The 23568-nt window shown below is 43.4% G+C and carries 18 protein-coding genes, 1 tRNA gene and 6 pseudogenes; 9 read left to right on the forward strand and 16 right to left on the reverse strand.

Features of this window, described 5'->3' with window-relative positions; all coding sequences use genetic code 11:
- Window positions 1–321: 321 nt before the first annotated feature.
- From AAC155_RS05000 to AAC155_RS05040, 9 genes and pseudogenes are all read right to left on the reverse strand, one after another.
- Window positions 322–1198: pseudogene (locus AAC155_RS05000) on the reverse strand (hypothetical protein).
- 269 nt (window positions 1199–1467) lie between these two features.
- The gene (locus AAC155_RS05005) at window positions 1468–1788 is read right to left on the reverse strand and encodes a TA system toxin CbtA family protein (protein ID WP_113041257.1); all 321 of its coding nucleotides are present in this window, start codon (window positions 1786–1788) and stop codon (window positions 1468–1470) included.
- Between the two features lie 20 nt (window positions 1789–1808).
- Window positions 1809–2134, reverse strand: a pseudogene (locus AAC155_RS05010) (type IV toxin-antitoxin system YeeU family antitoxin).
- 12 nt (window positions 2135–2146) lie between these two features.
- On the reverse strand, window positions 2147–2617 hold the full coding sequence (radC, locus tag AAC155_RS05015) for a RadC family protein (protein WP_113041258.1): 471 nt from the start codon (window positions 2615–2617) through the stop codon (window positions 2147–2149).
- 68 nt (window positions 2618–2685) lie between these two features.
- Window positions 2686–3507, reverse strand: a pseudogene (locus AAC155_RS05020) (DUF932 domain-containing protein).
- Between the two features lie 42 nt (window positions 3508–3549).
- Window positions 3550–3831 (reverse strand): hypothetical protein, encoded by a 282-nt coding sequence (locus AAC155_RS05025; RefSeq protein WP_228902798.1) that lies wholly within the window; start codon window positions 3829–3831, stop codon window positions 3550–3552.
- 61 nt (window positions 3832–3892) lie between these two features.
- Window positions 3893–4582: a helix-turn-helix transcriptional regulator gene (locus AAC155_RS05030; protein ID WP_113041259.1), complete on the reverse strand. Its 690-nt coding sequence runs from the start codon at window positions 4580–4582 to the stop codon at window positions 3893–3895.
- Between the two features lie 192 nt (window positions 4583–4774).
- Window positions 4775–5668: a GTPase family protein gene (locus AAC155_RS05035; RefSeq protein ID WP_113041260.1), complete on the reverse strand. Its 894-nt coding sequence runs from the start codon at window positions 5666–5668 to the stop codon at window positions 4775–4777.
- Between the two features lie 184 nt (window positions 5669–5852).
- On the reverse strand, window positions 5853–6392 hold the full coding sequence (locus tag AAC155_RS05040) for a hypothetical protein (protein WP_191214742.1): 540 nt from the start codon (window positions 6390–6392) through the stop codon (window positions 5853–5855).
- A gap of 204 nt (window positions 6393–6596) precedes the next feature.
- On the opposite strand from AAC155_RS05040, the pseudogene AAC155_RS05045 reads away from it, so the two are divergent.
- The 5 genes and pseudogenes from AAC155_RS05045 to AAC155_RS05065 all read left to right on the forward strand — a co-directional run.
- Window positions 6597–7064 (forward strand): annotated as a pseudogene (locus tag AAC155_RS05045) (helix-turn-helix domain-containing protein); the annotation flags it as partial.
- Window positions 7065–7314: 250 nt separating this feature from the next.
- Window positions 7315–8376 (forward strand): AAA family ATPase, encoded by a 1062-nt coding sequence (locus AAC155_RS05050; RefSeq protein ID WP_113041261.1) that lies wholly within the window; start codon window positions 7315–7317, stop codon window positions 8374–8376.
- 9 nt (window positions 8377–8385) lie between these two features.
- Window positions 8386–10677: a S8 family peptidase gene (locus AAC155_RS05055; RefSeq protein ID WP_158536496.1), complete on the forward strand. Its 2292-nt coding sequence runs from the start codon at window positions 8386–8388 to the stop codon at window positions 10675–10677.
- A 12-nt stretch (window positions 10678–10689) separates the two neighbouring features.
- Window positions 10690–11028 carry an Rrf2 family transcriptional regulator gene (locus AAC155_RS05060; protein ID WP_113041263.1) on the forward strand — a complete coding sequence of 113 codons (339 nt, stop codon included), beginning with the start codon at window positions 10690–10692 and terminating at the stop codon, window positions 11026–11028.
- Complete coding sequence (locus tag AAC155_RS05065) at window positions 11003–11914, forward strand: hypothetical protein (RefSeq protein WP_113041264.1); 912 nt, start codon at window positions 11003–11005, stop codon at window positions 11912–11914. The genes AAC155_RS05060 and AAC155_RS05065 overlap by 26 nt, the downstream gene beginning before the upstream one ends.
- 348 nt (window positions 11915–12262) lie before the next feature.
- Here the strand turns inward: AAC155_RS05065 and AAC155_RS05070 are convergent.
- Together AAC155_RS05070 and AAC155_RS05075 are read right to left on the reverse strand one after the other, a co-directional pair.
- Window positions 12263–13455: pseudogene (locus AAC155_RS05070) on the reverse strand (tyrosine-type recombinase/integrase).
- A gap of 163 nt (window positions 13456–13618) precedes the next feature.
- A tRNA-Sec gene (locus AAC155_RS05075) sits at window positions 13619–13713 on the reverse strand.
- Window positions 13714–13949: 236 nt separating this feature from the next.
- Here AAC155_RS05075 and prlC point away from each other — a divergent pair.
- Both prlC and rsmJ read left to right on the forward strand, forming a co-directional pair.
- Window positions 13950–15992 carry an oligopeptidase A gene (prlC, locus tag AAC155_RS05080; RefSeq protein ID WP_113041265.1) on the forward strand — a complete coding sequence of 681 codons (2043 nt, stop codon included), beginning with the start codon at window positions 13950–13952 and terminating at the stop codon, window positions 15990–15992.
- Between the two features lie 6 nt (window positions 15993–15998).
- The gene (gene rsmJ, locus AAC155_RS05085) at window positions 15999–16742 is read left to right on the forward strand and encodes a 16S rRNA (guanine(1516)-N(2))-methyltransferase RsmJ (protein WP_113041266.1); all 744 of its coding nucleotides are present in this window, start codon (window positions 15999–16001) and stop codon (window positions 16740–16742) included.
- Between the two features lie 37 nt (window positions 16743–16779).
- Here rsmJ and gdhA read toward each other — a convergent pair whose 3' ends face one another.
- On the reverse strand, window positions 16780–18123 hold the full coding sequence (gdhA, locus tag AAC155_RS05090) for an NADP-specific glutamate dehydrogenase (protein ID WP_113041267.1): 1344 nt from the start codon (window positions 18121–18123) through the stop codon (window positions 16780–16782).
- A 261-nt stretch (window positions 18124–18384) separates the two neighbouring features.
- Window positions 18385–18816, reverse strand: coding sequence for a universal stress protein UspA (gene uspA / locus AAC155_RS05095; protein WP_113041269.1), 432 nt, complete (start codon window positions 18814–18816; stop codon window positions 18385–18387).
- A gap of 585 nt (window positions 18817–19401) precedes the next feature.
- On the opposite strand from uspA, the gene uspB reads away from it, so the two are divergent.
- Window positions 19402–19737, forward strand: a complete 336-nt coding sequence (uspB, locus tag AAC155_RS05100) for a universal stress protein UspB (RefSeq protein ID WP_049583893.1) — start codon at window positions 19402–19404, stop codon at window positions 19735–19737.
- Between the two features lie 54 nt (window positions 19738–19791).
- Here uspB and pitA read toward each other — a convergent pair whose 3' ends face one another.
- Complete coding sequence (gene pitA / locus AAC155_RS05105; RefSeq protein WP_113041270.1) at window positions 19792–21282, reverse strand: inorganic phosphate transporter PitA; 1491 nt, start codon at window positions 21280–21282, stop codon at window positions 19792–19794.
- A 269-nt stretch (window positions 21283–21551) separates the two neighbouring features.
- On the opposite strand from pitA, the gene AAC155_RS05110 reads away from it, so the two are divergent.
- Window positions 21552–22736, forward strand: a complete 1185-nt coding sequence (locus AAC155_RS05110) for an NAD(P)/FAD-dependent oxidoreductase (RefSeq protein ID WP_113041271.1) — start codon at window positions 21552–21554, stop codon at window positions 22734–22736.
- A gap of 450 nt (window positions 22737–23186) precedes the next feature.
- Here AAC155_RS05110 and AAC155_RS05115 read toward each other — a convergent pair whose 3' ends face one another.
- Together AAC155_RS05115 and AAC155_RS05120 are read right to left on the reverse strand one after the other, a co-directional pair.
- Window positions 23187–23471, reverse strand: coding sequence for an aminotransferase class I/II-fold pyridoxal phosphate-dependent enzyme (locus tag AAC155_RS05115; RefSeq protein ID WP_191214751.1), 285 nt, complete (start codon window positions 23469–23471; stop codon window positions 23187–23189).
- Window positions 23447–23568: pseudogene (locus AAC155_RS05120) on the reverse strand (IS5/IS1182 family transposase); the annotation flags it as partial. The pseudogene AAC155_RS05120 and the gene AAC155_RS05115, both read right to left, overlap by 25 nt.

Raw genomic sequence — 23568 nt, forward strand, 5'->3', positions numbered from 1 at the left:
GTTTTTACTAAAAAATCAGATGAAACATTTCTTACTTAAACGTAGACCATTCAGTTGGATTTATTGGTTATTTCTCTATGCAATTTTGACGTGAGTCCTCAATTATGCCCCCACATATTTTTCCGACCATCATTGGAGAAATAAGCATTTATTCGCGGTTCAACGGAAACATGATGATGTTTGATCTCTACCCTCTCCTGCCAAAGAGCAAAACCGAGTGAGATGCTGACGATAATGATGCCGACAAACGCGAGGATAGTGTCCCGGTACTCATTGAAAACATGACGCATAGACGCATAAATGTTGTCTCCCTACCCTGAATTACGCGATCCGATGTAGGATCTTCTCCAGAAAGTCATTGGCCTGATGTCTATGTAGGTAGTCCTTCACTTCCCTCTCCCAAGATTCGCCATCACCCAGCACGGCACGGCTATGGGTAGATGCATAGAGATAGCGCGTATCATATAGATTGATTAGTGTCTGGTTAATGCCATCGATATTGCAGCCGAAGTTATTGCGTTGCTGCACTTCTAATGCCCGCAGCACCCGTACCTGATACTCTGGATCCGGCACGAACGTCCGTTCACTGAGTTCGCTGAGCACTAGGAACTGCGGTGGGATCCCTTCTTCGATTGCCGCCCCACCACCAATCCACCAGCGAGATGCGCTTAGGGGTTATCAGATCGGGGAAATCTTCGCCGTATAGTGCCCAGTCACAACCGATATTCCCGGCGCTGGCAGGCGCGTGAAAACACCAGCACTCAACCGGTATCTGTCGTTCAAGGGTATAAGGCGCAGTGGGCGCGACGGGTGACATGGGCCGCAACAACCAGCGGCGGGCGGGCAAAAGCGTAACGGAGGACTCTAGCAGATGACGGGCAAAATAGCGGCACCATCCACCGGTCCATGCTTGCGGCCCAGCACGTTGAATCGACCCCACCTCCTGCGAAGTCATGGGCGGCAACAGTGCGTGCTGGTCCAGATGATCTGTGTTAAACACCAGCCAAACGCCGGAATGATCTTTTAACATCGAGGCCCAGAATAGCGGCGTCTCGCGAATATACAGTGTCATGCGGCCATTATGGCCGCTACACATTTCCATCGCTGCAACCGCAGCGGGATCCGCCTGATTATGCAGTTCCAGCCCCTGCCAAGTGTTGTTCCGGTCGAGAAGATCCTTCCACCAGTAGTGCGACATGTGATTTTCCTTGTACCAAAGATAGGAAAAGTTTAAGGCAATGAGAGGAAGATGCAAATGGCGATCCGTTGAACGATGCACACGTTACCCAATTAATGTTACAACAATTTGTTGAGTTTGATGGTGTTCAAAAGAACTCAATTGGCGATCACAGGAGTCGCATTAGATGGATAATCATGTTGAATTTATTGAGTATTTTTCTATGCGATTTGTGAGTATGCCCCCAATTATGCCCCCACATGTTTTTCCTTGTCAGTTAACTGGTTAAATTATAAACGTTCCATGTTGAGTTTAAATCGCGCTCGGTGGACATCCATAGATGTTAACCAAGGTTCTTGATCTTGCACAGAGAAGCCTTTTTGGTCAATACGAACTAGCTCATAGCGTTCAACCAGAAAATTTACGGCATCGGCCAGAGTAATACCGGCCTCAATGTGTTCCTGAATAACAGTTTCATCACTGAACGGCGTGTCGTTTAGCGTCAGGCCATAGTGCTGTTCCAGCAAGCTTGTCAGTAACATTTGCCAGACAGCCACGGGCGACAGACATGGCTTCGCCGCCTGTGGAGTTGTTGCAGGTTGAGTATTCATGTTTGCTCTCGTGAAATTAGTTAGCGTTGAGTGGGATAAGCGGCGATGTACACGTAGCCGCAACTGCCAAGGTGTCGGCTTCGCAGGTAAAACCGTTGTGGTAGAGCGTGACACAGTGATGATGGCAGGGGGTCAGTTCACCAGTGGTCAGCATCGATTCCATCTGGCTGATAAAGTGCAGAAATGCGTCATTCAATTTGAAGCATTCCGTATCGCTGAAATTGCCCATTAAACCAGCCCTGTCAGCCAGATAATGCAGCCGGTTGCCTTCCTGAACTAATCTGGCACCAAACCGTGGAACAATTTCTCTTTGTAGTCCCCATTCATGGGCTGGTATTAATGACATGAAAACCTCCTTTTAAAGTAATCCCAGCTCAGCAAATGAAATTGTCTCATTCCCGACTACGAGATGATCCAGCACACGCACTTCCACCAGCGCCAGCGCTTTCACGATCCGCTGAGTAATATTTTTATCTTGCTGGCTGATTTCTGTCGTACCAGATGGATGGTTGTACGCCAGAATTACCGCAGCAGCATTATGCTTCAGGGCCGATTTCACCACTTCGCGGGGATGCACCTCGGTATGGCTCAGAGTGCCGGTAAACAGTGTTTCTCGTTCCAACAAACAGTGCTGATTGTCGAGATACATCACGATGAAAACTTCACGCTCAAGGTGTGCCATCCTGAGTTGAAGCCAGGTTTTAGTAACGCTGGTGCTAGTAAATGATTCACTGGGTTGACGCTGATACTTCTCCAGCAATCGCAGTGCGCGGTGAATAACACGTTGCTCGTTTACAGGAAATTCCGGGAATAAATTGAGTGCAGACATAATTGTTCCTTAAAGCAAAAAGCCCTACGAGTTTAGTCGTAGGGGCAAAAGAGCCTTCATGATAGAGTTTATGAAGCAAGTTGCAGCATATTCTCAGCCATAACCCACAGTGCTCGATTGAGCTTCACATCACCGTCGATACCTTTCACTGCACGGGTATGTGCGCGTTTACCTTTGATGGTTCGTCCCGATAGCCCACCTTTAATCAGGTTTTCTTGAATGCGTTGGTAGGTAGTCCAAAGGTCGTTGCTTTCATCCTGCCATCTGCGTGGCGAAAGTATCTGCGATTCCGTCACTGGTTGATGCTCTTCACCAAAGCGATAGGTTAATGCAGCTTTCGCCATTGCCTGCTGAGCGGGTGGCGGTAACAGAAGTGACTGCATGGCATCGCGCTTCTCTTCTACCCGGTCAAATATTCCGAGCACTTCATAAGCTCCTTCAATCACTTTCTCCACCACATTTCCTTTATGCGGTACGCGCACTTCGCCAAAACTCTCACCGCATATTAGCCCGTTCTAGCAAACCGCACGGAACAATCCCGGCAGCATCTGGTATGAGCTTGAACCGTCATGGCTATTGAGCAGAATTATTTCTGGCACCTGTTTGCCGGTAATTTGTCCTTCGCGACGCAGGCGCAGCATGTGTTTGGTGTGCTCTCGCTTACTCAGATCTCGCACGCGGGTCTGGCAGGCAAAGAACGGTTGAAAACCCTCGCGTTGAAGGTTGTCGAGGAGGGTAATGGTAGGGATGTAAGTGTAACGCTCACTGCGGGATTCATGCTTTTCTTCACTGAAGACACTCGGAACGTAATGCGCCAGTTCATCTTGGGTTAACGGGCGATCACGGCGCACTAAATTGACCGCACCAAAGCGGCTGGCTAATCGGGTCATAATTAATTCCTTCGGGCATAAAAGCGAAAAGGCCATACTTCCCTAGGGATGTATGGCCTCAGCATGCTGATAATGTTTTGGATATCTTTTGTCGCAGTGGTGGTTTGCACAGCCTGATAGTTCGGTAGAGCCCCGTCCGTTGCATTGCGGTTGCTGCTCAATCAAACCTATTGTTGCGGGTCTTACGCGAACAAGTACTCGTCCATCATCAGTGTAGGACTGACAAAAAGTCCCACTCACTTGCCATGCTGCGGAAACATTAAAAGCTGAGGCACCTAACATCACTGTCAGTATCGTAGTTTTAAGAGGTATGATTATTTTCATTAAAGGTTCTCCATAACAGATAAGATATACAGGCTAAATCAGGTCTTCCTGATAGCTGGGACTAATAGCGAAATGTGTTAATAACATCACTGATAAGAGGAAAATGCGGTAGTGCCGCAATAAAGCACTCACCAGCAGTCAGGTATGAAATATCTTCGCGACGTTTAAAGCGCCCCTCATCAAGCGTGACAGCGCCAATACTGGTCAGAGCAAACACACGGATTTTTCCCGACTGGCACACCACCAGATACCATTCCTCCACATAGTGAATAAGACGGTAAGGCTCCAATGCTTCATGACACTCCCCTTCAACCAACACAGTGATTTGTCGTTTCTGGCTGATAGCCTGCACAAGATGGGAAAAGAACTCGGGTAACGCGACATGGGATTTCAAGGGGGCATGCCAGATCAGACAAGGTGAAGTCCCGGACTCGTTCATTAGCAGGTTCATTAGTTGCCTGTCTTGCACCGGGATTATCCGCGCAATCCCTGTGGTACGGATAAACGAGAATGCGCCAGATGAATAATCGGGTGGTTGGCAATCATTCAAACGGTATCGTCCATTTTCATCCAGAATATCCAGGTGGATTAGCCTCTGATTGAAGTCACGTTGTAAAGTGCGTTCAGAGACACCGAATTCATCCACCAGAGATTTGAGTGAGAGTGTTTCTCCCGAAAGCAGGCGGCTAATAATGACCGATAATCTGATCGCCAGTCGGTCGTAACGTGAGTCTTGCTCGTTGACGGACATATGGCCTCTCAGGGCAATAAATATGTTTCTATTTCATTCGGTTATTATGCAGCACAGGCCGGACACGTTATGTCGGCAAAGATAGGTTAAAGTACTGAAATCTGAAAAATAGTGCGGCACGATAACGCATTGTTAAGAAAGGTTTTGTCTGATAAACATTCATCATAGCGACACAACCTGACGGAGATGGAGTTAGCCAAAGACTCTGTCCCACAACACGGCGGCAAGTTGCACTAGTTTTTGGCGCAGTGTTCTCAAAAAGATGGTCCAGCCTGATGGGAAAGAGTCAGGGTTTATCACCGTATCAAATGCAGTTCCTGCCATCTCGCCAAACCGCTGGCGTACAGCATCGTTGCTCTCTGTGGTTAGGTTCTCTGGTTTCAATTGGCGATAAAAGGCGCTGCTAGCCTGTATCGGTAATGCATGCACTATAAGCTCTACAAGGACAGTCAGGTTGTAGCCAGTATGAGCGGAAACTGCTATTACCGGATAAGAAGAGGGAAACTGACCCGCAATTTGGGCGCTGATGGCGGCCAATGAAAGGCATTGTGTTGGAGAAGGCCGATCCCTGCACTCAGAGTTAGTTGGCAACGGAGGAATACATTCAGCCTGTGTTATCACAAATAAGAAACGTGATGCATCAGCGCCATTAGAAAGTAATAATCGGTGCGTTGTAATATCTATTGCCCGAGCGCGGTCTTCAGCCCGTAATACCCAAATAACCAAATCCAGTTCAACAAACAAACGATGATAGAGCGCCATATACTCAGCATCGAACTCAGGAGTTTCGCCCACACCAGGAAGATCGATAAGGGTTATGCTGCGTTCGCCCACAGTGAGGACCAAGCGCTGTGGCTCACGGGTACAAGCCATAAGCTCGCTAGTCAGACAAATTTGCTCCTGGAATAGTGCGTTGCAAAGGCTGCTTTTACCTGCGCCGGTTTTACCCATAATTCCAATCACTGGCTCGTAGTCGATGGATTGCTTTAATTGCTTCAGGATGCGTTCAGTTGTAGAGAAGGGTAGGAAGCTAAGGCAGGCTTGGAATGCGTTTACCGCATCCTGTGAATCAGTGTGTTTGGACATAAGGCGCTCCTTTGAATGTATTACCTGAAAGTCTTTCGGTACTTCAAAGGGGTAATGAGGGTGTGAAATTTTTTGGAATGGTAGTGGTAAGTTAACTTACTGTATTGTCGCCACAAAGCGTGGAAAAATGAGCGCCAAAAACGACAATTTTGGCGCTATTTGTGTATGGTATTGCATCACCTCTTCAACTTAGTTTAAGACCACTTCCGAAGGCGTCGCCTGACCCTGGTAGTGTGTCAAACACATACTCTGGGATGATAAAAAAGGTAGTCTCTTTGCTCTGCCTGCCCATGAAATAGAAAAAGCTAACGATTTGGCTCATCTCCCCGACGTCAACAACCTGAAGTGAGAAAAAGCTGTTGTAGAGATCAACAATTTCTTGGGGACTCTCAATAGCTGCGCCAAAAAAGTGCCGTAGATATCGCCTTAGAAGTAGGTACATGCATCTTTCGTAGTTGTCCCTGCCCCATGCCCGAAATGGATGCCTTGTGGATAAAGCCGTATCGTCAAACCAACGCTGAATCCTCATGAAACGCATCAGGAAGCGGTCACGATCACCTGTTAAGATCGCATAAAACATGATAGCAGCCACTAATTCAACATAGATAGGAAGAAGACCCTCGTAATCTCGCCGAATACCTTGAAGAAATTTAACAATGTCATGGTGCCCTAAGCGTAATAATTCCTCAATTAACAGCTTTAGTAGGGGAAATTCATGATGCATCCCCCTAAACTCCAGCTGTTTAGCGTAATTGCCATAAAAGTACTTTAGTTTGCCAATTGATGAAAGTTCTTCGTCTACTACCTTTTTTCCAAATCGTGTAACTAAATAAATTTTCAAAATAGTAGATCACTGGAAGGGAACTCAGTCCGATTTTTGCGATCTGATCAATTGCGAAAAATCCCAAACCCCAACACGGACTGAGTGATGCCTATCATAGCACCCATACCTCAAGATGAATGCCAGAAAATGAGAAAACTTATCCATAAAACTCGCGATAAGAACTATTCCCGTCGATTGACGGCGCTATTGATGCTCAATGAGGGATTGACGGTGACTTATGTTGCTAAAACCCTTCACGCCGCGCGTTCTTCCGTCAATCGTTGGGTTGAGTGGTTTACGTTATATGGGCTCGAAGGACTCAAAAGTTTACCCGTTGGCCGACCTGCTGTCTGGGATCTCTCCCCTCTCTATAACTTATTGCTTGTCTTATTACAGCAATCCCCCCAAGAATTAGGCTATCTCCGCTCTCGCTGGAGCCTTGAGCTCATGACTCATACCCTTAATGAATGACTCAACCTCTCTCTGACGCAAAATGTCCTCTATCGTTACTTTGCTCAGGCGGGGATTGTCTGGCGCAGAGCGGCACCCACGGTGAAACAACCTGATCCTGAAAACGTCATATCAAGATGTTTTGGGCAGTATACCTAAGAGTTGTAACTTGATAGATAACCGTCCCAGGTGAGTTTACTGCATTCTTCATCTGAGGGGGCGTCCTATAAGAGGACAGCATCGAACTCCTGCGTAACTGTCCGTACGTTCTCGCCATAAAATGTATACAAAATTGGTAAACTTTATGAGGAAAAAGAACTATAATATACCATGTTTTATTTTTTGCATTATAAATCAATGAATTGGTGGTTACGTGAATGGTAAATTGATTGTGCGGTTGGTGGACTCAGCGCTGTCAGGCAAGTTGGAGCAAGTGAAAATCATTGCTAATATTTTAAGCAGTGAGCTGCGCACAACTGACCCCGAGTCAAGTAAGCAATTATCAAAAATGATTGGTAATTCATTACGCTCAGCGCCAGAAAGGATCAATCCGCACCTCATAAAAGGTGAGGAAAATAACACGTTTTTATTCGATGCAAAAAAGAATGATGATGAATTGAATAAATTAGTGCTGTGCTCACAAAACAAAGAGGCTCTAAGCCAAGTTATTAAAGAGCACAAAAATGCGAGAAAACTAGCTCAACATAAATTAGAGCCAATCAAAACTCTTATTTTTAAAGGGCCGCCGGGTGTTGGAAAAACACTTACAGCAGAATGGCTAGCTCGTGAAATGGGATTGCCGATTAAAGTAGTAAATTTAGCTGCCATAATGAGTAGTTTATTAGGGCAGTCAGGTAATAATTTAATAAATATATTTAAAGAGGCATCTAATACTCCATGTATCTTATTGCTCGATGAATTTGATTCATTAGCAAAGAAAAGAGATGATGAACGCGATATTGGCGAGCTTAAACGACTGGTCACTGTGTTATTACAAGCAATAGATCATTGGCCTAGCACTTCTATATTAATAGCGGCTACTAATCATGCTGAGCTTCTTGATCCTGCGATCTGGAGACGGTTCGAAATAAAACTCGATTTTAAATATCCGCAAGACAAGGAAATAAAAGAGTTTCTGTTAAATTTAACCGGTAATAAAAAAATAGCTGATTTATCAATTTTGTTCAAGGGTATGTCATATAGTGATATCAGAAATGATATAAATCTTATCCAAAAATCAGTTATTTTGGATAATAAAGATATGATTTCACAATTAGCGACATCTTTTTTAAAGAATGGAGAAAAAGATAATTTCACGCTGGAAGAAAAAAAGAATATTGCTGTGCATTTAGTAACAGCAAATGTTTCACAACGTAAGGTTTCCGAAATATTAAATATTTCTAGGCCTACGATAAAAAAAGCTCTTTCTGAATAAGGGATGTACATGAAAAAAGTTATTTTAGGTAATGGTGAAAAATATGCTATTCCGAATGATTATTCAGGAAGACCACCTGGTGATGAACCTCACCCTTATCCTTACAACATATCTTCTAGGCGTGTTGCAACAAAACTAGCAAATACACTGATTGAAGCAGATGAACTTCCTGCTGACGCCAAGCCTAATGATACGATTGTAACAGCTTTAACCCTTCATCCAAGTTTTTTAGCTAAGAGCTATTATCCTAAAGCTTTGCTAAATGACTACGGACTGACTAGTATTGGTAGCAAAGAGGTTTTTGTTAAACCTGAGACTGCTGTTAATAAAGTTCAAAAGACTCAATCCGTCTCAAGTTCGCTATATTTTTTATCCGGGAAAAAATCTTCTTTTGAGAAGCTTCTTGCCGATATTGAAGAAAATAATCTCAGCGAGGAGGTTAGTACTGATATTGGTAAAATAGAGGAGCTACGATTATATTCATTCAAAGATAAAATAAAATCAAAAGAAGATGAGCAATATAACACTTATGAGGTGGTTTTGCATGCCGACGAGACAGAGAAAGATAAAGTCTTAAGTTTTATATCTTTTATCGAAAAGATGGATGGTGAAATAGATAAAAGTAAGATAAGGTTTATTGGTGGGTTAGCATTTTGTTTTGTTAAAATTGACTGTTCTAAAATAAGTGAACTAGCTAAATTTGTATTCGTGCGTGTTGTTAGGCCTGCATCTAAAATAAATTTATTTAATTCTTTTTTAGATATGGATGATGTTAACTCAGATGCAAAAAAACAAGTATCTGGTAAAGAATCTATCGCTGTATCTAAACATGAGATTCAAAATGCAAATGCTCAACCATTGGTTGCAGTTTTTGATGGCGGTTTAATATCTAGCCAGCTATCAACTACGCATCTTAGATATTTTGATCTGACAGGAAGTAACGATGGTGATTCTAAAATATTTACTCATGGCGAGCTTGTAACATCCGCTGTGATGTATGGAACGATGGAAGAACTTTCTTCAGATGAACATGAAATCATTCCATTAGATCACTACAAAATCTATTGCGAAAAAGATGATGAAGATATTGGTTTAGTAGATGTTCTTGACCGTATATGCTCAGTCCTTTCTAAAAGAAAGTATAAAATAGCCAATATAAGCTTAGGGCCGGAAGTTCCTTGCCCAGATGATGAGCCGAATCTCTGGACATCGACTCTAGATAAAATTGCTGCTGATGGTTCTGTGCTCTTAATAATTGCGGCTGGTAACACTGGAGGAATGCTTAATGATTTTCCAGAGGATGAGGATTTAGCTCGAATTCAGCCTCCGGCCGATATCCTTAACGGTATGAGTATTGGCGCAACTGACTCTCAGAAAAACAAATGGTCTAGAGCAAATTATAGTAGTATCGGCCCTGGTCGACGTCCAGGATATGTTAAACCGGATGTTGTTTTTTTTGGTGGATGCAATTCTGACCAAGGAGAAAAACTTAGACTTATTGGTTTATACGATTTTGAGGAGAAAAAGAAATATGGGACAAGTTTTGCAGCACCCTTGGTTACTCGATTAGCTGCACGATTAGATCGAATGACTCTAGGTAAGTTACCTCCTGCCACTTTGAGAAGTTTGTTAATCCACTCTGCGGAATCTAACAATGATAAAAAAGGTTGTGGTTGGGGGCGGGTTGATAAAAATTTACATAATTTTGTATTTTGTTCTGATGATTCAGTTACAATTATTTACCAAGGTATTTTGAACAAAAGTAGTGGTGTAAGAGCCGCTATTCCGTGTCCTAGTATTTTACAAAAAATAAAGACGAATGTCGCATTGGAGGCAACGATTTGTTTTTATACTGAGGTCGATCATCAACATCCAGTGAGTTATTCACGCGCGGGAATTGAAGTCACTTTTCGTCCGCATAGCAAAAAATTTACTTTAGATAAAGTTACGGGTAAATTACCATCCGAAGCTGCTACTAGAACTCTTTTTAGTAAAACAAAAATTTATGGTAACGAACAAACACTTAGAAGAGACGCCCATAAGTGGGAAACATGTTATAAAGTGAGTGATTCATTTTTCTCAACAAGTATCTTAGAGCCATGTCTTGATATTCGCTATTTAACTAGAGATGAAGGTCACGCATTATCCAATAAAGAAATGCGTTCATTGCCAGAGTTAAATTATTCTTTGGTCGTCACCTTAAAAACTAAAAAAACGACTAAACTGTATGATTATATTGTCAATGAATATAATTTGTTAAAGCCATTAGACATTAATGTTAAAGAAGAAGTTATTGTTTAACTTGGAGAATTTATGAAACGAATTATGAGTTACTCCGCTTTACGAGACAGTGAGGCTAAAAGCACCCTAGATTTTTATGAAGAGCTTTCAAATAAGGCTTTGAAATGTATTGGTGTATTAACATCTCATGATGCAAACTCAACTACAACAATTAAGCAAATAAAATCTATCATGGGTATTAATTACAATGCATTATCAACAATTGTTAAAGGTTTAAAAAAATCAGGATATATATCCGTCAGCATCATAAATCATGAACGTGTCGGGGATTCTAATAATGTTGGCCCAGATAATTTAAATATAAGACTTACCAGAGAAGGCCTGAATGCCATTCTTAAACTTACGAAATAACAGCAAAAAATATGATGATAGCACATTTCCGACTAGGGCTATCTTGCTGATTTTATTGATGATTGCTCCTGCTAACTTCTTCAGTCTTGAGGGGATTATGGAATACTTTTGTGTTTTTATAATTGGTGTTCTGTTAAGTGCTATCGAGTTAGGTTCAAGATATAAAGATGAACCTGTTTCAGTAATGAAATGCCTTCCAGGGGCATTTTATTTATTCATTAACGGCTTGATTTGTTGTGCTGGGTTATTCTTATTACATACCTTTGGTGTCAATCAACAAGTTTCTGAAAGCCTAAATCTTACAACAACGAATGAAGCGAGTAAGCAAGTCGCTAATGTTCTTTATGCCTCTATTGGTAGTTTTTTTGTAATGCGTAGCTCCTTTCTTAAGCTTGGGTCCGAAAATTCCCAATCACAAATTGATTTAGGCCTCAACTTGATATTAAAAAAAATGATAGACATTATTGATAGGCAAGTTGATCGAGACCAAGCGGGGCGGAGATCTAAGGATATAACTGAAATTCTTAATGATGTCAGTTATGAAGATTTATCATCAAAGGTCCACCCATTTTGCTTACAGCTTATGCAAAATGTTCCAGGTGATGAATCTGATACTCTGTTTAAAGAGTTGGAATCAATTAAAGCTTCAGATGTGAGTCTTGAGTCGAAAAAATTGGCGATTGGTTTGCAGTTATACAACATTGTAGGAAAAAAACTGTTTTCATCTATTGTTACTGATCTAAAAGTTAATGCAAAATCGACCACTCCTAATGAAGAGATTATCGAAAGTGAAGAGAATGATTTTGAAAGCTCTTTTAGTGATATAGTGGCTGAGGCAAAAAATAAAACACAAGAAGCGCAAGAAGCGCCATTGGCGACCTCCTAGAGGAAGTCGAAAACTATTAGACGATCAATCGTGCCAGTAAAGGCACGTATTGGTTGGAAGATTCTAAAAATAAGATTCAACGTGTTTAAAAAGTTTAATAAATATAATTTTCGTGAATTTCTTTGATCTCTTTTGCAATGTTAAATTTTATTTTTCATTAAATTTCATCTTAATAGATGTGAACATTTATTAAGAATGGAGAAATATTTTTTTCTTCTTATTAATCTATACCGAATGAACTTCAAGATGCTTGAGTCGTCAGATATAAAAACATTTAAATTCAACAACATAATCGTTTTTCAAACATGCACTTTGAAGTATCTTGAGTATATAATTAAAAATCAACCTTTAAAATTTTAATAACCTTTGATTACTTAACTTAGTAATATAATCTCCGTACCACTGCATCATTTCTTTCCTTCCATCCAGATATTGCGCATGGTTGTAAGCCCCACGAATCGCATTCTTATCCACATGAGCAAGCTGAGTTTCAATCCACGCCGAGTTAAAACCTTCTTCATGCAGAATGGTACTCATTGTGTGACGAAAACCATGCCCCGTCAGCCTTCCTTTGTATCCTAATAACTCAATCACCTGATTAATGCTTTCCTTTGAGATCGGCTTAGTACGATCATTACGTCCAACGAAAACAAGAGGGTACATGCCGGTAACTGGCTTAAGTGATTCAAAAAGTGCCACTACCTGATCTGACAGCGGAACGGTATGTGGTCGTTTCATCTTCATTACTTCAGCTGGTATCTCCCAGAGTCGCTTTTCAAAGTTGATGTCTTCCCAGCGGGCGAAACGTAACTCCTGAGTTCGTACACCTGTAAGCATGATAATTTGGGTTGCCGTTTTGGTGATAATACTGCCGGGATACCCTGCAAGATCGCTAAGGAAGTGCGGTAGTTCTTCGGCAGTCAGGAAGGGAAAATTTGTTTTCTTTGGTGTTGCAAGGGCAGTAGCGAGATCAGGGGCTGGATTATATTCAGCGCGTCCGGTCACGATCGCATGACGGAATACTTCACCACAGCGTTGCCTGACTTTGCGCATCTTTTCTAACGCTCCACGTTTTTCCATTCGGCGCAGAGTTTCAAGTAACTCCATCGGTTTTATCTCTGCAATGGGACGCTTACCAATGTAGGGAAAAACATCTTTCTCGAAGGTATCCATAATTTCGTCCCGATAGCGCAATGACCAGCGATCACCTCTCAACTGATGCCACTCTCTCGCAATTGCCTCAAAAGTGTTTTCAAAGCCTAGCTTCTGAGCGATTTTTTCTGCTTTCTTTACTTCACCAGGATCGTTACCTGCTGCCAGTACCTTTTTTGCAGCTTCACGTTTATCACGCGCTTCAGCCAAGGAGACTTCTGGATATACACCAAAAGCCAGACGTTTTTCTTTACCTGCGTAACGATACTTCAAACGCCAGTAACGTGAGCCGCTGGTTGCTACCTCAAGGTAGAGGCCACCGCCATCAGATAACTTGTAAGGCTTTTCTTTCGTTTAGCAGTATCAACTTGTCGGGCTGTTAACTTCATTGGGGGCACCTCAAAATAGGGGCATCTTTTATACCCCCCATAATGCCCCCAGAATGTACTTGATTCTGGTAGACATGAGTTGACCTCAGGAGAACATAACTGATTGCAATGGCAGGTAGTATAAGGGATTTATTGACTGTGGTGGAATTCAGGGAAGGCTAATTGGCGGAAGATCACAGGAGTCGAACCTGCCAGAGACCGCTGGCGGCCCCATCTGGATTTGAAGTCCAGCCGCCCCACCGGGGACGATGATCTTCCATATAAATACAAAGAATTATGAAAAGCGACTCATCATAGCGCATATTATCTGGCTTCTGAATCCGTTTGCTGAAATCATTCTCAATTTGCTAAAAAGCATTAAATTTTATTGTTCATAAGCTCAACATTCGCGTTGTGTTTGCCAAATTTTACCTACATCTTATTAGCCGATACCCATTACGATACAGGGTTGCTCCGCTCAGCAATGTATCCAACACATAAACAGGACGCTTTATATGACTAATCCGTTACTCGTTCCATCAGGTTTACCAAAATTTTCTTCTATTAAACCAGAACATGTTGTTCCGGCTGTAAAGGAAGTCATTGCCAATTATCGCCAAACCGTCGAAAAAATATTGGCCGAGAATACCGTTTTTACCTGGGATAATCTGTGTCAACCATTGGCCGAAGCAGGGGATAAACAATCCCGTGCATGGTCACCAGTCAATCATCTGAATGCAGTTAAGAACAGCCCAGAATTACGCGCCGTCTATGAAGAAAGTTTGCCATTACTGTCCGAATTCAGTACCTGGTTAGGTCAGCACAAGGGATTATATCAAGCCTATAAGTCATTACGTGAAAGTGCTGAGTTTGAGAAGCTCTTTCTGCCTCAACGCAAAGTTGTCGAAAATGCACTGCGTGATTTTAAACTATCAGGTATTGGTCTGCCCGAAGAGAAGCAGAAACGTTATGGCGAGATCAGTGCACGTTTGTCAGATTTAAGTTCGCAATTCAACAATAATGTGCTCGATGCCACTATGGGCTGGACTAAATTAATTACTAATGTGAAAGATCTGTCTGGTCTGCCTGAAAGCGCGATTGCCGCCGCTAAAGCACAAGCAGAAGTTAAAGGACAAAAAGGCTGGCTACTGACTTTAGAAGCACCAAGTTACCAGCCGGTTATTACTTATGCAGATAACCGTGAACTGCGTCGGGAAATTTACCACGCCTACAATACCCGCGCATCCGATCAAGGCCCAAATGCAGGTAAATGGGATAACAGCGAAGTGATCGCCGAAATCCTTGCGCTGCGTCACGAACAGGCTCAATTGCTTGGTTTCAAAAATTATGCTGAACAATCCCTTGCAACCAAGATGGCAAAAACCCCGAAGGAAGTATTGGATTTTCTGAATGATTTGACAAAACGCGCGCATCCACAGGGCGAAGAAGAAGTAGATGAATTAAAAGGTTTTGCTAAATGGCATCATTGTGCCCACAAGCTGGAAGCTTGGGATATGACGTACTATGGCGAAAAACAAAAACAGTACGAGTTCTCTATCAATGATGAGCAGTTACGTCCTTATTTCCCTGAACAAAAGGCTGTTGAAGGGTTATTCGAAGTTGTTCGCCGTATCTATGGTATTACCGCCAAAGAGCGCCATGATGTAGAAACTTGGCATCCAGATGTCCGTTTCTTTGATCTGTACGATGACACCAATGAGCTGCGCGGTAGCTTCTATATGGATCTGTACGCACGCGAGAATAAACGTGGTGGCGCTTGGATGGATGAGTGTATCAGCAGAATGCGTCGTTCCAACGGTGAACTGCAAAAACCTGTCGCTTATCTGAACTGCAACTTCAATAAACCTGTTGGTAATAAACCAGCGTTGTTCACCCACAATGAAGTCAATACGCTGTTCCACGAGTTCGGTCACTGTCTACAGCATATGCTGACCCAGATTGAAACTGCCGGCGTTTCCGGTATTGGCGGTGTACCGTGGGATGCAGTCGAAATGCCAAGCCAGTTCATGGAGAACTGGTGTTGGGAACCAGAAGCACTGGCATTTATCTCTGGTCACTATGAAACCCAAGAGCCTCTACCACAATCCATGTTGGATAATCTTTTAGCAGCGAAAAACTATCAAGCGGCTATGCGGATCTTGCGTCAGCTTGAGTTTGGTCAGTTCGATTTCCGTCTGCATGTTGAGTATGATCCAAAGAAAGGTGCTCAGACCATGAAGACCTTAAAGGAAGTGAAAAAATTGGTCTCGGTAGTGCCTTCACCTGAATGGGGCCGTTTCCCACATTCATTCACCCACATCTTCTCCGGTGGTTATGCCGCGGGTTACTACAGTTATCTATGGGCTGATGTGTTAGCAGCCGATGCTTACTCCCGCTTCGAGGAAGAAGGCATTTTTAACCGCGAAACCGGGCAATCTTTCCTTGATAACATTTTGTCCCGTGGTGGTTCCGAAGAACCAATGGAGCTGTTCAAACGCTTCCGTGGCCGTGAACCAAAACTGGATGCAATGCTGCGCAAGGCCGGTATTAAAGGATAATTTAAGGTGGGAATCTGTTTAATCTGTGAACAAGGCGCTGATAACAGCGCCTTATCTCAACTGGTAGAGCGCTGGGAGTTAGTGCATAACGAAAGCGCTATTATGGCGTTGGTCCTTACCCCTCAACGCCTTGAACTTCGCAAACGAGATGAACCAAAGCTAGGTGGCATCTATGTCGATTTTGTATCAGGTGCAATGGCCCATCGCCGCCGCTTTGGTGGCGGACGCGGTGAAGCTATCGCTAAGGCCATCGGGATCAAAAAAGATTATCTGCCAACAGTCGTAGATGCTACCGCAGGCCTGGGGCGCGATGCCTTTGTACTGGCATCACTAGGTTGCCATGTAAGAATGCTGGAACGCCATCCTGTAGTCGCAGCATTGCTGGATGATGGGCTGCAACGGGGTTATCAGGATGAAGAAATTGGTAGCTGGCTGCAAGAACGCATGACACTGCTCCATGCCTCCAGCATTACAGCGCTGGCCGATATTACGCCACAGCCCGATGTCGTTTATCTTGATCCTATGTATCCACATAGGCAGAAAAGTGCACTGGTTAAAAAAGAGATGCGAGTGTTCCAATCTCTGGTTGGCGCTGATGAAGATGCTGATAGTTTGCTATCCCCTGCACGCGCTTTGGCAAAACGCCGCGTCGTGGTAAAGCGGCCTGATTATGCAGAACCCTTAGCTGGAGTTGCTGCATCAGCAGCTATCACCACGAAAAACCACCGTTTTGACATTTATCCTTGTTAAAAAAATCAGCCGTATATTGCGGCTGATATCTTTTAGCCTACAGAATACCTTGAGCAAGCATGGCGTTGGCAACTTTCACAAATCCAGCAATATTCGCACCCTGAACATAATTGGTCTGTTTACCCTCGCCACCATACTCAACACAGGCGTGGTGAATATCTAGCATGATGTGATGCAAACGTGCATCCACTTTTTCAGCCTTCCAACCTAAACGGGCCGCATTTTGTGCCATTTCCAAACCAGATGTTGCCACGCCACCCGCATTGGCTGCTTTACCTGGTGCAAATAGCACACCGGCTTCAATAAAGGCTTCAGTTGCTGAAATAGTTGCTGGCATATTCGCCCCTTCAGCAACAGCTTTAACGCCATTCTTGATAAGAACCTTAGCCGCATCTAAATCCAGTTCATTCTGGGTAGCACATGGCAAAGCGATATCAACCGGCACAGACCACGGTTGTAACCCTTTCAAGAAAGTCAGACCCCGCTCTCTGGCATATTCTTCCACTCGGCCATAGTGTTGGTTTTTTATCTCTTCAAGATGAGCCAGCTTCTCTGGTGTGAAACCTTCCTCATCGACTAAGGTACCGCCGGAATCCGAAGCGGTTACCACTTTCGCTCCCAATGCCATACATTTTTCAATCGTATATTGCGCGACATTACCAGCACCGGAAACCGATACGCGCATACCTTCAAACCCCATGCCATGACGTTTTAACATGGCATTGACGAAATAGACCAGACCATAACCAGTTGCTTCCGGGCGAATCAAACTACCGCCAAAAGAGAGACCTTTGCCAGTGAATACACAAGCCGTGTTGTTAGAAAGCTTTTTCATCATCCCTGACATAAAAGCCACTTCACGGCCACCCACACCAATATCACCTGCGGGCACATCGGTATCTGGCCCCAAATGTCGGTACAATTCTGTCATTAATGCCTGGCAAAAACGCATCACTTCGCCTTGGCTTTTTCCTTTAGGATCAAAATCTGAACCGCCTTTACCTCCACCCATTGGTAAGGTTGTCAGCGCATTTTTCAAGGTTTGTTCAAAGCCCAGGAACTTCAGAATAGAGAGATTCACCGATGGATGAAAACGCATACCACCTTTATATGGCCCAATGGCTGAGTTGAACTGCACTCGCCATGCACGGTTTACCTGAACTTTACCCTGATCATCGACCCAACAAACCCGAAACTGGATAACCCTTTCTGGCTCCACCATACGCTCCAATAAGCTGTGTTCGCGGTATTTTGGATTTTGTTCAAGAAACGGCCAAAGAGAGGTGAATACTTCCCGAACAGCCTGGAGATATTCTGGTTGATATTCATCCCTGCGTTGAATCGATCCAAGAAATGAAGACAAAGATAGTAAACAGCTCATTTAGTTATTCCTTATTTCTACTTCGGTTGTGATGGGACCCCAGCCATTTTCTAATAATTATTTTTGTCGAAAATGTGAGGTAAGTTGTGTTTGCCCTTTGAATATATCACTGTTCTATATTCATCTTTCAAGAAGTTTTTTTGCAGAAAGGTAAAAAAAATTTCTTGATTGCATCGGGTATAAACCAAACAACACTCCATTTCACCCAAAAAAACGCCTGCATAAGCAGGCGATTTTATCGAATAACTTTTCAATCTGTTGTCATTCATCATCACGCAGAGGAACAATCAGCATATCAACATGCACCGTATTAATTAACTGACGAGCAGAAGACATCAATTTGCTCCAGAAATCCTGATGATGACCGCAAACAACCATATCTATGTCATATTTCTTAATTGCATCAACGAGTACTTGCCCCAGATCACCGCTACCACTCAGGGTTTCCTGAATGTCATAATCTGAATTTGCAGAGAGAGCTTTCAGCGCACTGCGGGTCTCGTCAGTAATACGTTGCTGCATATCACCGAGATTAACATCAATCAAACCGGTGTAGAGATCGGAATAGTTAACATCAACATGGATCAGGGAAACTTTGGCATTGTCCGGTTTAGCCATAGAAACAGCTTTTCTCACCAAAACCTGACTTTCCGGGGATAAATCAACCGCAACAAGAATATGTTTGTAAGCCATAAGCGAACTCCTTCCATAATGCCGAATTAGTGAGTTGGCAGGGCAAATTGCCACTATCCTGTGTTTATACCCGTCATCTTTCAAATTGCCTCTTTGTTGGCTGCACTCACTCACCCCGGTCACATAGTTATCTATGCTCCCGGGGATTCGCTCTCTTGCCGTCGCGATGCATCTTGAAATCCATAGGGTATATTACTACTGAGGATGTTCTTCAAGTACTGTTTCGATCACAGATCATCGTATTCAACGACTGGACAAAGAACATCCACCAAACAACATATACCACAATTGTTCTTCCTGCCACTTGATGGATAACAAAATCCTACTCTGAATTTATGGCCTTCCTTGAAACTCAGCATATTTACGCGAACAACTAATCAGTCTCTCTAGAGTTGTATGGTTGGATAAAACTGACTAGATAAGTGTTTATGATGTTTTTCTGCCAGTTTTGTCCCAACTGACACAGAACAGGTTTTTTGTACTATCTGACTATCTTTCCTACAATAAATATAAGGTGTCACCACCTGCAATTTTGATTTTTTCTTTTTTGTGACAGCTCTAGCTAACCATTCTAAGGAGGGGATTATGTTCAGTACAATCGCACTGTTTTGGGCACTGTGTCTTGTCTGCATTATCAATATGATGCGCTACTTCTCTTCACTACGAGCATTGCTGTCCATTCTTCGTCAGTCTGATCCCTTGCTTTATCAATCAGTAGACGGTAACGGCTTTTTCACTACTCATGGGCAACTTAATAAGCAAATACGGCTAGTGAACTACATCAATTCACAACGTTACCTTGATCATCATGATCCAGAAGTTGTTCTTCGTTGTGAAAGGTTGAGAAAACAATTTATTTTGACCAGTGCACTGAGTGGACTAGTTGTTATTTGCCTGATTTCTATGTTGATTTGGTATTAAAGAAAAAGGCGGTATAGTTGATCCATACCGCCTTCAAATTATCCATTAAAATAATTAAATCAGTTTCAAAGCGAACCAGTAAAGCGTACCGGACAACCCGATTGAAACCGGCAGCGTCAGTATCCAAGCCAACATGATATTCTGGATAGTTTTCCTCTGAACACCACCGCCATCGACTAACATCGTTCCAGCCACCGCAGAAGAAAGTACCTGCGTAGTAGAGACCGGCATACCGGTATAACTCGCAACACCAATTGAAACAGCAGCAGTCATCTGAGCTGAAACACCCTGCGCGTAGGTCATACCTTTTTTGCCAATCTTCTCACCAATAGTGACTGCAACACGTTTCCAGCCAACCAGCGTTCCCAAAGACAGTGCTAGTGCTACCGCAATGATAATCCAGACAGGTGCATACTCAACGGTGTGTAATAAATCTTTCCGCAATTTATTCAGGAAACGGGCGTCTTCAGCACGGGTTTCCGGCAGTTTAGCCAAAGACTCAGCCGTATCAGCAATACACATCAACATGCGACGCATATTGTTACGCTGTTCAGCACTCAGCTCACTGTAGCTCTGAATGCCCTTTAATAGGCTTTCTGTCTGATCAAGAACAACAACAGCACGCGTAATATCACAATGGAATCGCCCTTCCGATTCATCTTCCGCAACAGCAACCGAGGGAGTCAGTTCAATTACATGGGATAACGCTGCGCCATGCTGCTGATAATATTGCTGCAAGTGAGTAATGGCATCGTAGGTACGGGCAATGTCATAACCATTGGCATTCATGTTTACGACAAATCCCGCTGGAGCCACACCAATTAGCACCAGCATAATCAAACCGATACCTTTCTGACCATCATTCGCCCCATGAGAGAAGCTGACACCTACCGCAGATAAAATCAGCGCAGTGCGTGTCCAGAAAGGAGGTTTACGCTTACCATCCTTCTTTTCTCGTTCAGCGGGAGTCAGATGAATACGTTTACGTTTCTTGGTGCTACTCCAGTAACGGCGCAGTAGAAACACGATTGCCCCTGCAATGATCAATCCGATTAAAGGAGAGAGGATCAACGACAGGAAAATCTGTATCATCTTTGGCACATTCAACGCATCAACCACAGAAGAACCGGTTACGATCGCATTGGTCAAACCGATACCAATGATAGAACCAATCAGGGTATGAGAACTGGATGCAGGTAAACCGAAATACCAGGTCCCAAGGTTCCAGACAATCGCAGCCAGCAACATGGAAAACACCATAGCAAGGCCATGAGCAGAACTGACATTGAGAAGAAGATCGGTTGGAAGTAAATGTACAATCGCGTAAGCGACACTTAATCCACCAAGAAGAACACCAAAGAAGTTAAATACCCCAGCCATAACAACGGCGAACTGTGCTCGCATAGCACGGGTATAAATAACTGTTGCTACCGCATTCGCGGTATCATGAAAGCCATTAATGGCTTCATAAAATAGCACAAACAGTAGTGCCAGTACTAACATTAGGCTGGTGTGAAAATCCAGGCCAGTAAAAAGATGTAGCATAAACGTTAAGCCAGTTAGTTGGACATGAACGCGGCGCATTATCAGTGACAAATGCTAGCGGGGGAAGTGAAATATGAACTTTTTTTGATTTCATGACAACTAGATAACAATAAGAAATAGGAATACTCCTTATATATCATTAAATTACATATCTTTTAAAAAATTGACAATTTTAAGTTATAAAGGACTTTTTCCCTACAAACTTATCAAAAATACAACATATTAGGGGAAATTCCCCACTAAATTATTTAGTCATAAAGAGAAAAACAGTGGAAAAATTTGATGCGGTGATTATTGGTGCCGGTGCAGCAGGTTTGTTCTGTGCAGCTCAGGCTGGACAGCTCGGTTTACGGATACTCGTTCTGGATAATGGTAAAAAAGCCGGGCGTAAGATTTTGATGTCCGGTGGTGGACGTTGCAACTTCACTAATATGTACACAGAACCATCAGCTTATCTTTCTGCTAACCCCCATTTTTGCAAATCTGCTCTGGCCCGTTACACACAATGGGATTTTATCGAACTGGTTCAGCGTCATGGCATTGCTTACCATGAAAAAACACTAGGGCAGCTTTTCTGTAATGATTCCGCCCAACAGATAGTTGATATGTTGCTGAAAGAGTGTGAAGCCGGTCAGGTCACTATTCGTCTGCGCAGTGAAGTTAGCCAGGTAGAAAAAAATGAGCAAGGTTTCGTTATCCTCGTTAACGGAAAAGAAGTAAGTACACGCTCACTTGTTATCGCTTCCGGTGGATTATCTATGCCAGGTCTTGGAGCAACGCCTTTTGGGTATCGAATTGCAGAACAGTTCGGCATGAAAGTCTTGCCAACCCGCGCCGCCCTTGTACCTTTTACTCTGCATAAACTACTACTGGAGCAACTTCATATGCTCTCTGGTGTGTCCGTTCCCGCCATTGTCACCGCCGAAAATGGCGTTCTATTCAAAGAAAATATCCTGTTTACTCACCGAGGACTCTCTGGTCCAGCAATCTTACAAATTTCCAGTTACTGGCAATCAGGAGAGTTTGTGAGTATTAACTTACTTCCAGATAATGATCTGGAAGCCCTTCTGGAGAAAGAGCGGAGTTCTCATCCAAACCAAAGCGTAAAAAATACTTTGGCAAAATTATTACCAAAGCGGTTGACAGAGTGCCTGCAAACGCTCGGCCAAATCCCAGATATTGCTCTTAAACAACTAACCCCAAATCAGCAAACACAGTTGGCGGTAAACCTCCAATCATGGCGGGTACAACCCAACGGTACAGAGGGCTATCGCACCGCCGAAGTGACAATGGGAGGTATCGACACTCACCAACTCTCATCCAAAACGATGGAAGCTAATCAGATAAAAGGACTCTATTTTATCGGGGAAGTGGTAGACGTCACCGGCTGGCTTGGTGGCTATAACTTCCAGTGGGCATGGAGTTCCGCCTGGGCATGTGCTCAGGCGTTGTGACTGGTGTGGAGAGACAATAAAGTTTGCCCGTAAGGAGATTTACAAGTTTCGTCCAACTAAAAATCGGGAAAAATGATACTGGAAAGCCGGATGAGGTCGAAAGTCTCATGTCCGGTTTGGAGAGGAGGCGTTCGGAAAAGTGTCATAGCAAATGGTAACTCGCTGGCGCTCTACTCTATTTCACGTCCAGTTGCGTGAGAGCCTATGGGTGAGATCCCCTCGGGCAACTCGACCATATCTAACTACCGGAATTATGACCTGGGTGGTTTATACCCGTTATCTTTCAAGTTGCCTCTTTGTTGGCTGCACTCACTCACCCCGGTCACATAGTTCTCTATGCTCCCGGGGATTCGCTCCCTTGCCGTCGCGATGCATCTTGAAATCCATAGGGTTTAGCTCTGTCAGTTGACGCAGTCATCATTCTGAAAATGACAGATATGGAGCATATTTTTAATTGAAGATTCTAATATTATGAAGAGGAACAGTTATTGCGGAGCGTTGATTGGCGAGTATAGAGCGCGAAAATGCCCCATAAACAGGTGTCATTATAATGATAGAATCATCGGGCTCCGAAAGTGCATTAATTATAATATCAATCGCAGTAACAACACCTGGGCTCTGAACAATCCAATCGGGTTCAATTGTCCAGTCATGCCTGTTTTTTTGCCAGTCTGTAATCGCATTTAATGTTGATAAGCTACAATTAGAGCCTATCCCAATAGGGTTTTGTTCCAAACTATAATCCCGCACGCAAAATGTAACATAGCTTCATAGTTTTCGACCTTCTTTTCCCATCGGATCAGTATCCGGCGAAAGCGATTCATCCAGCTAT

Source organism: Photorhabdus sp. HUG-39 (assembly GCF_963878365.1).
GTDB lineage: Bacteria > Pseudomonadota > Gammaproteobacteria > Enterobacterales > Enterobacteriaceae > Photorhabdus > Photorhabdus kayaii.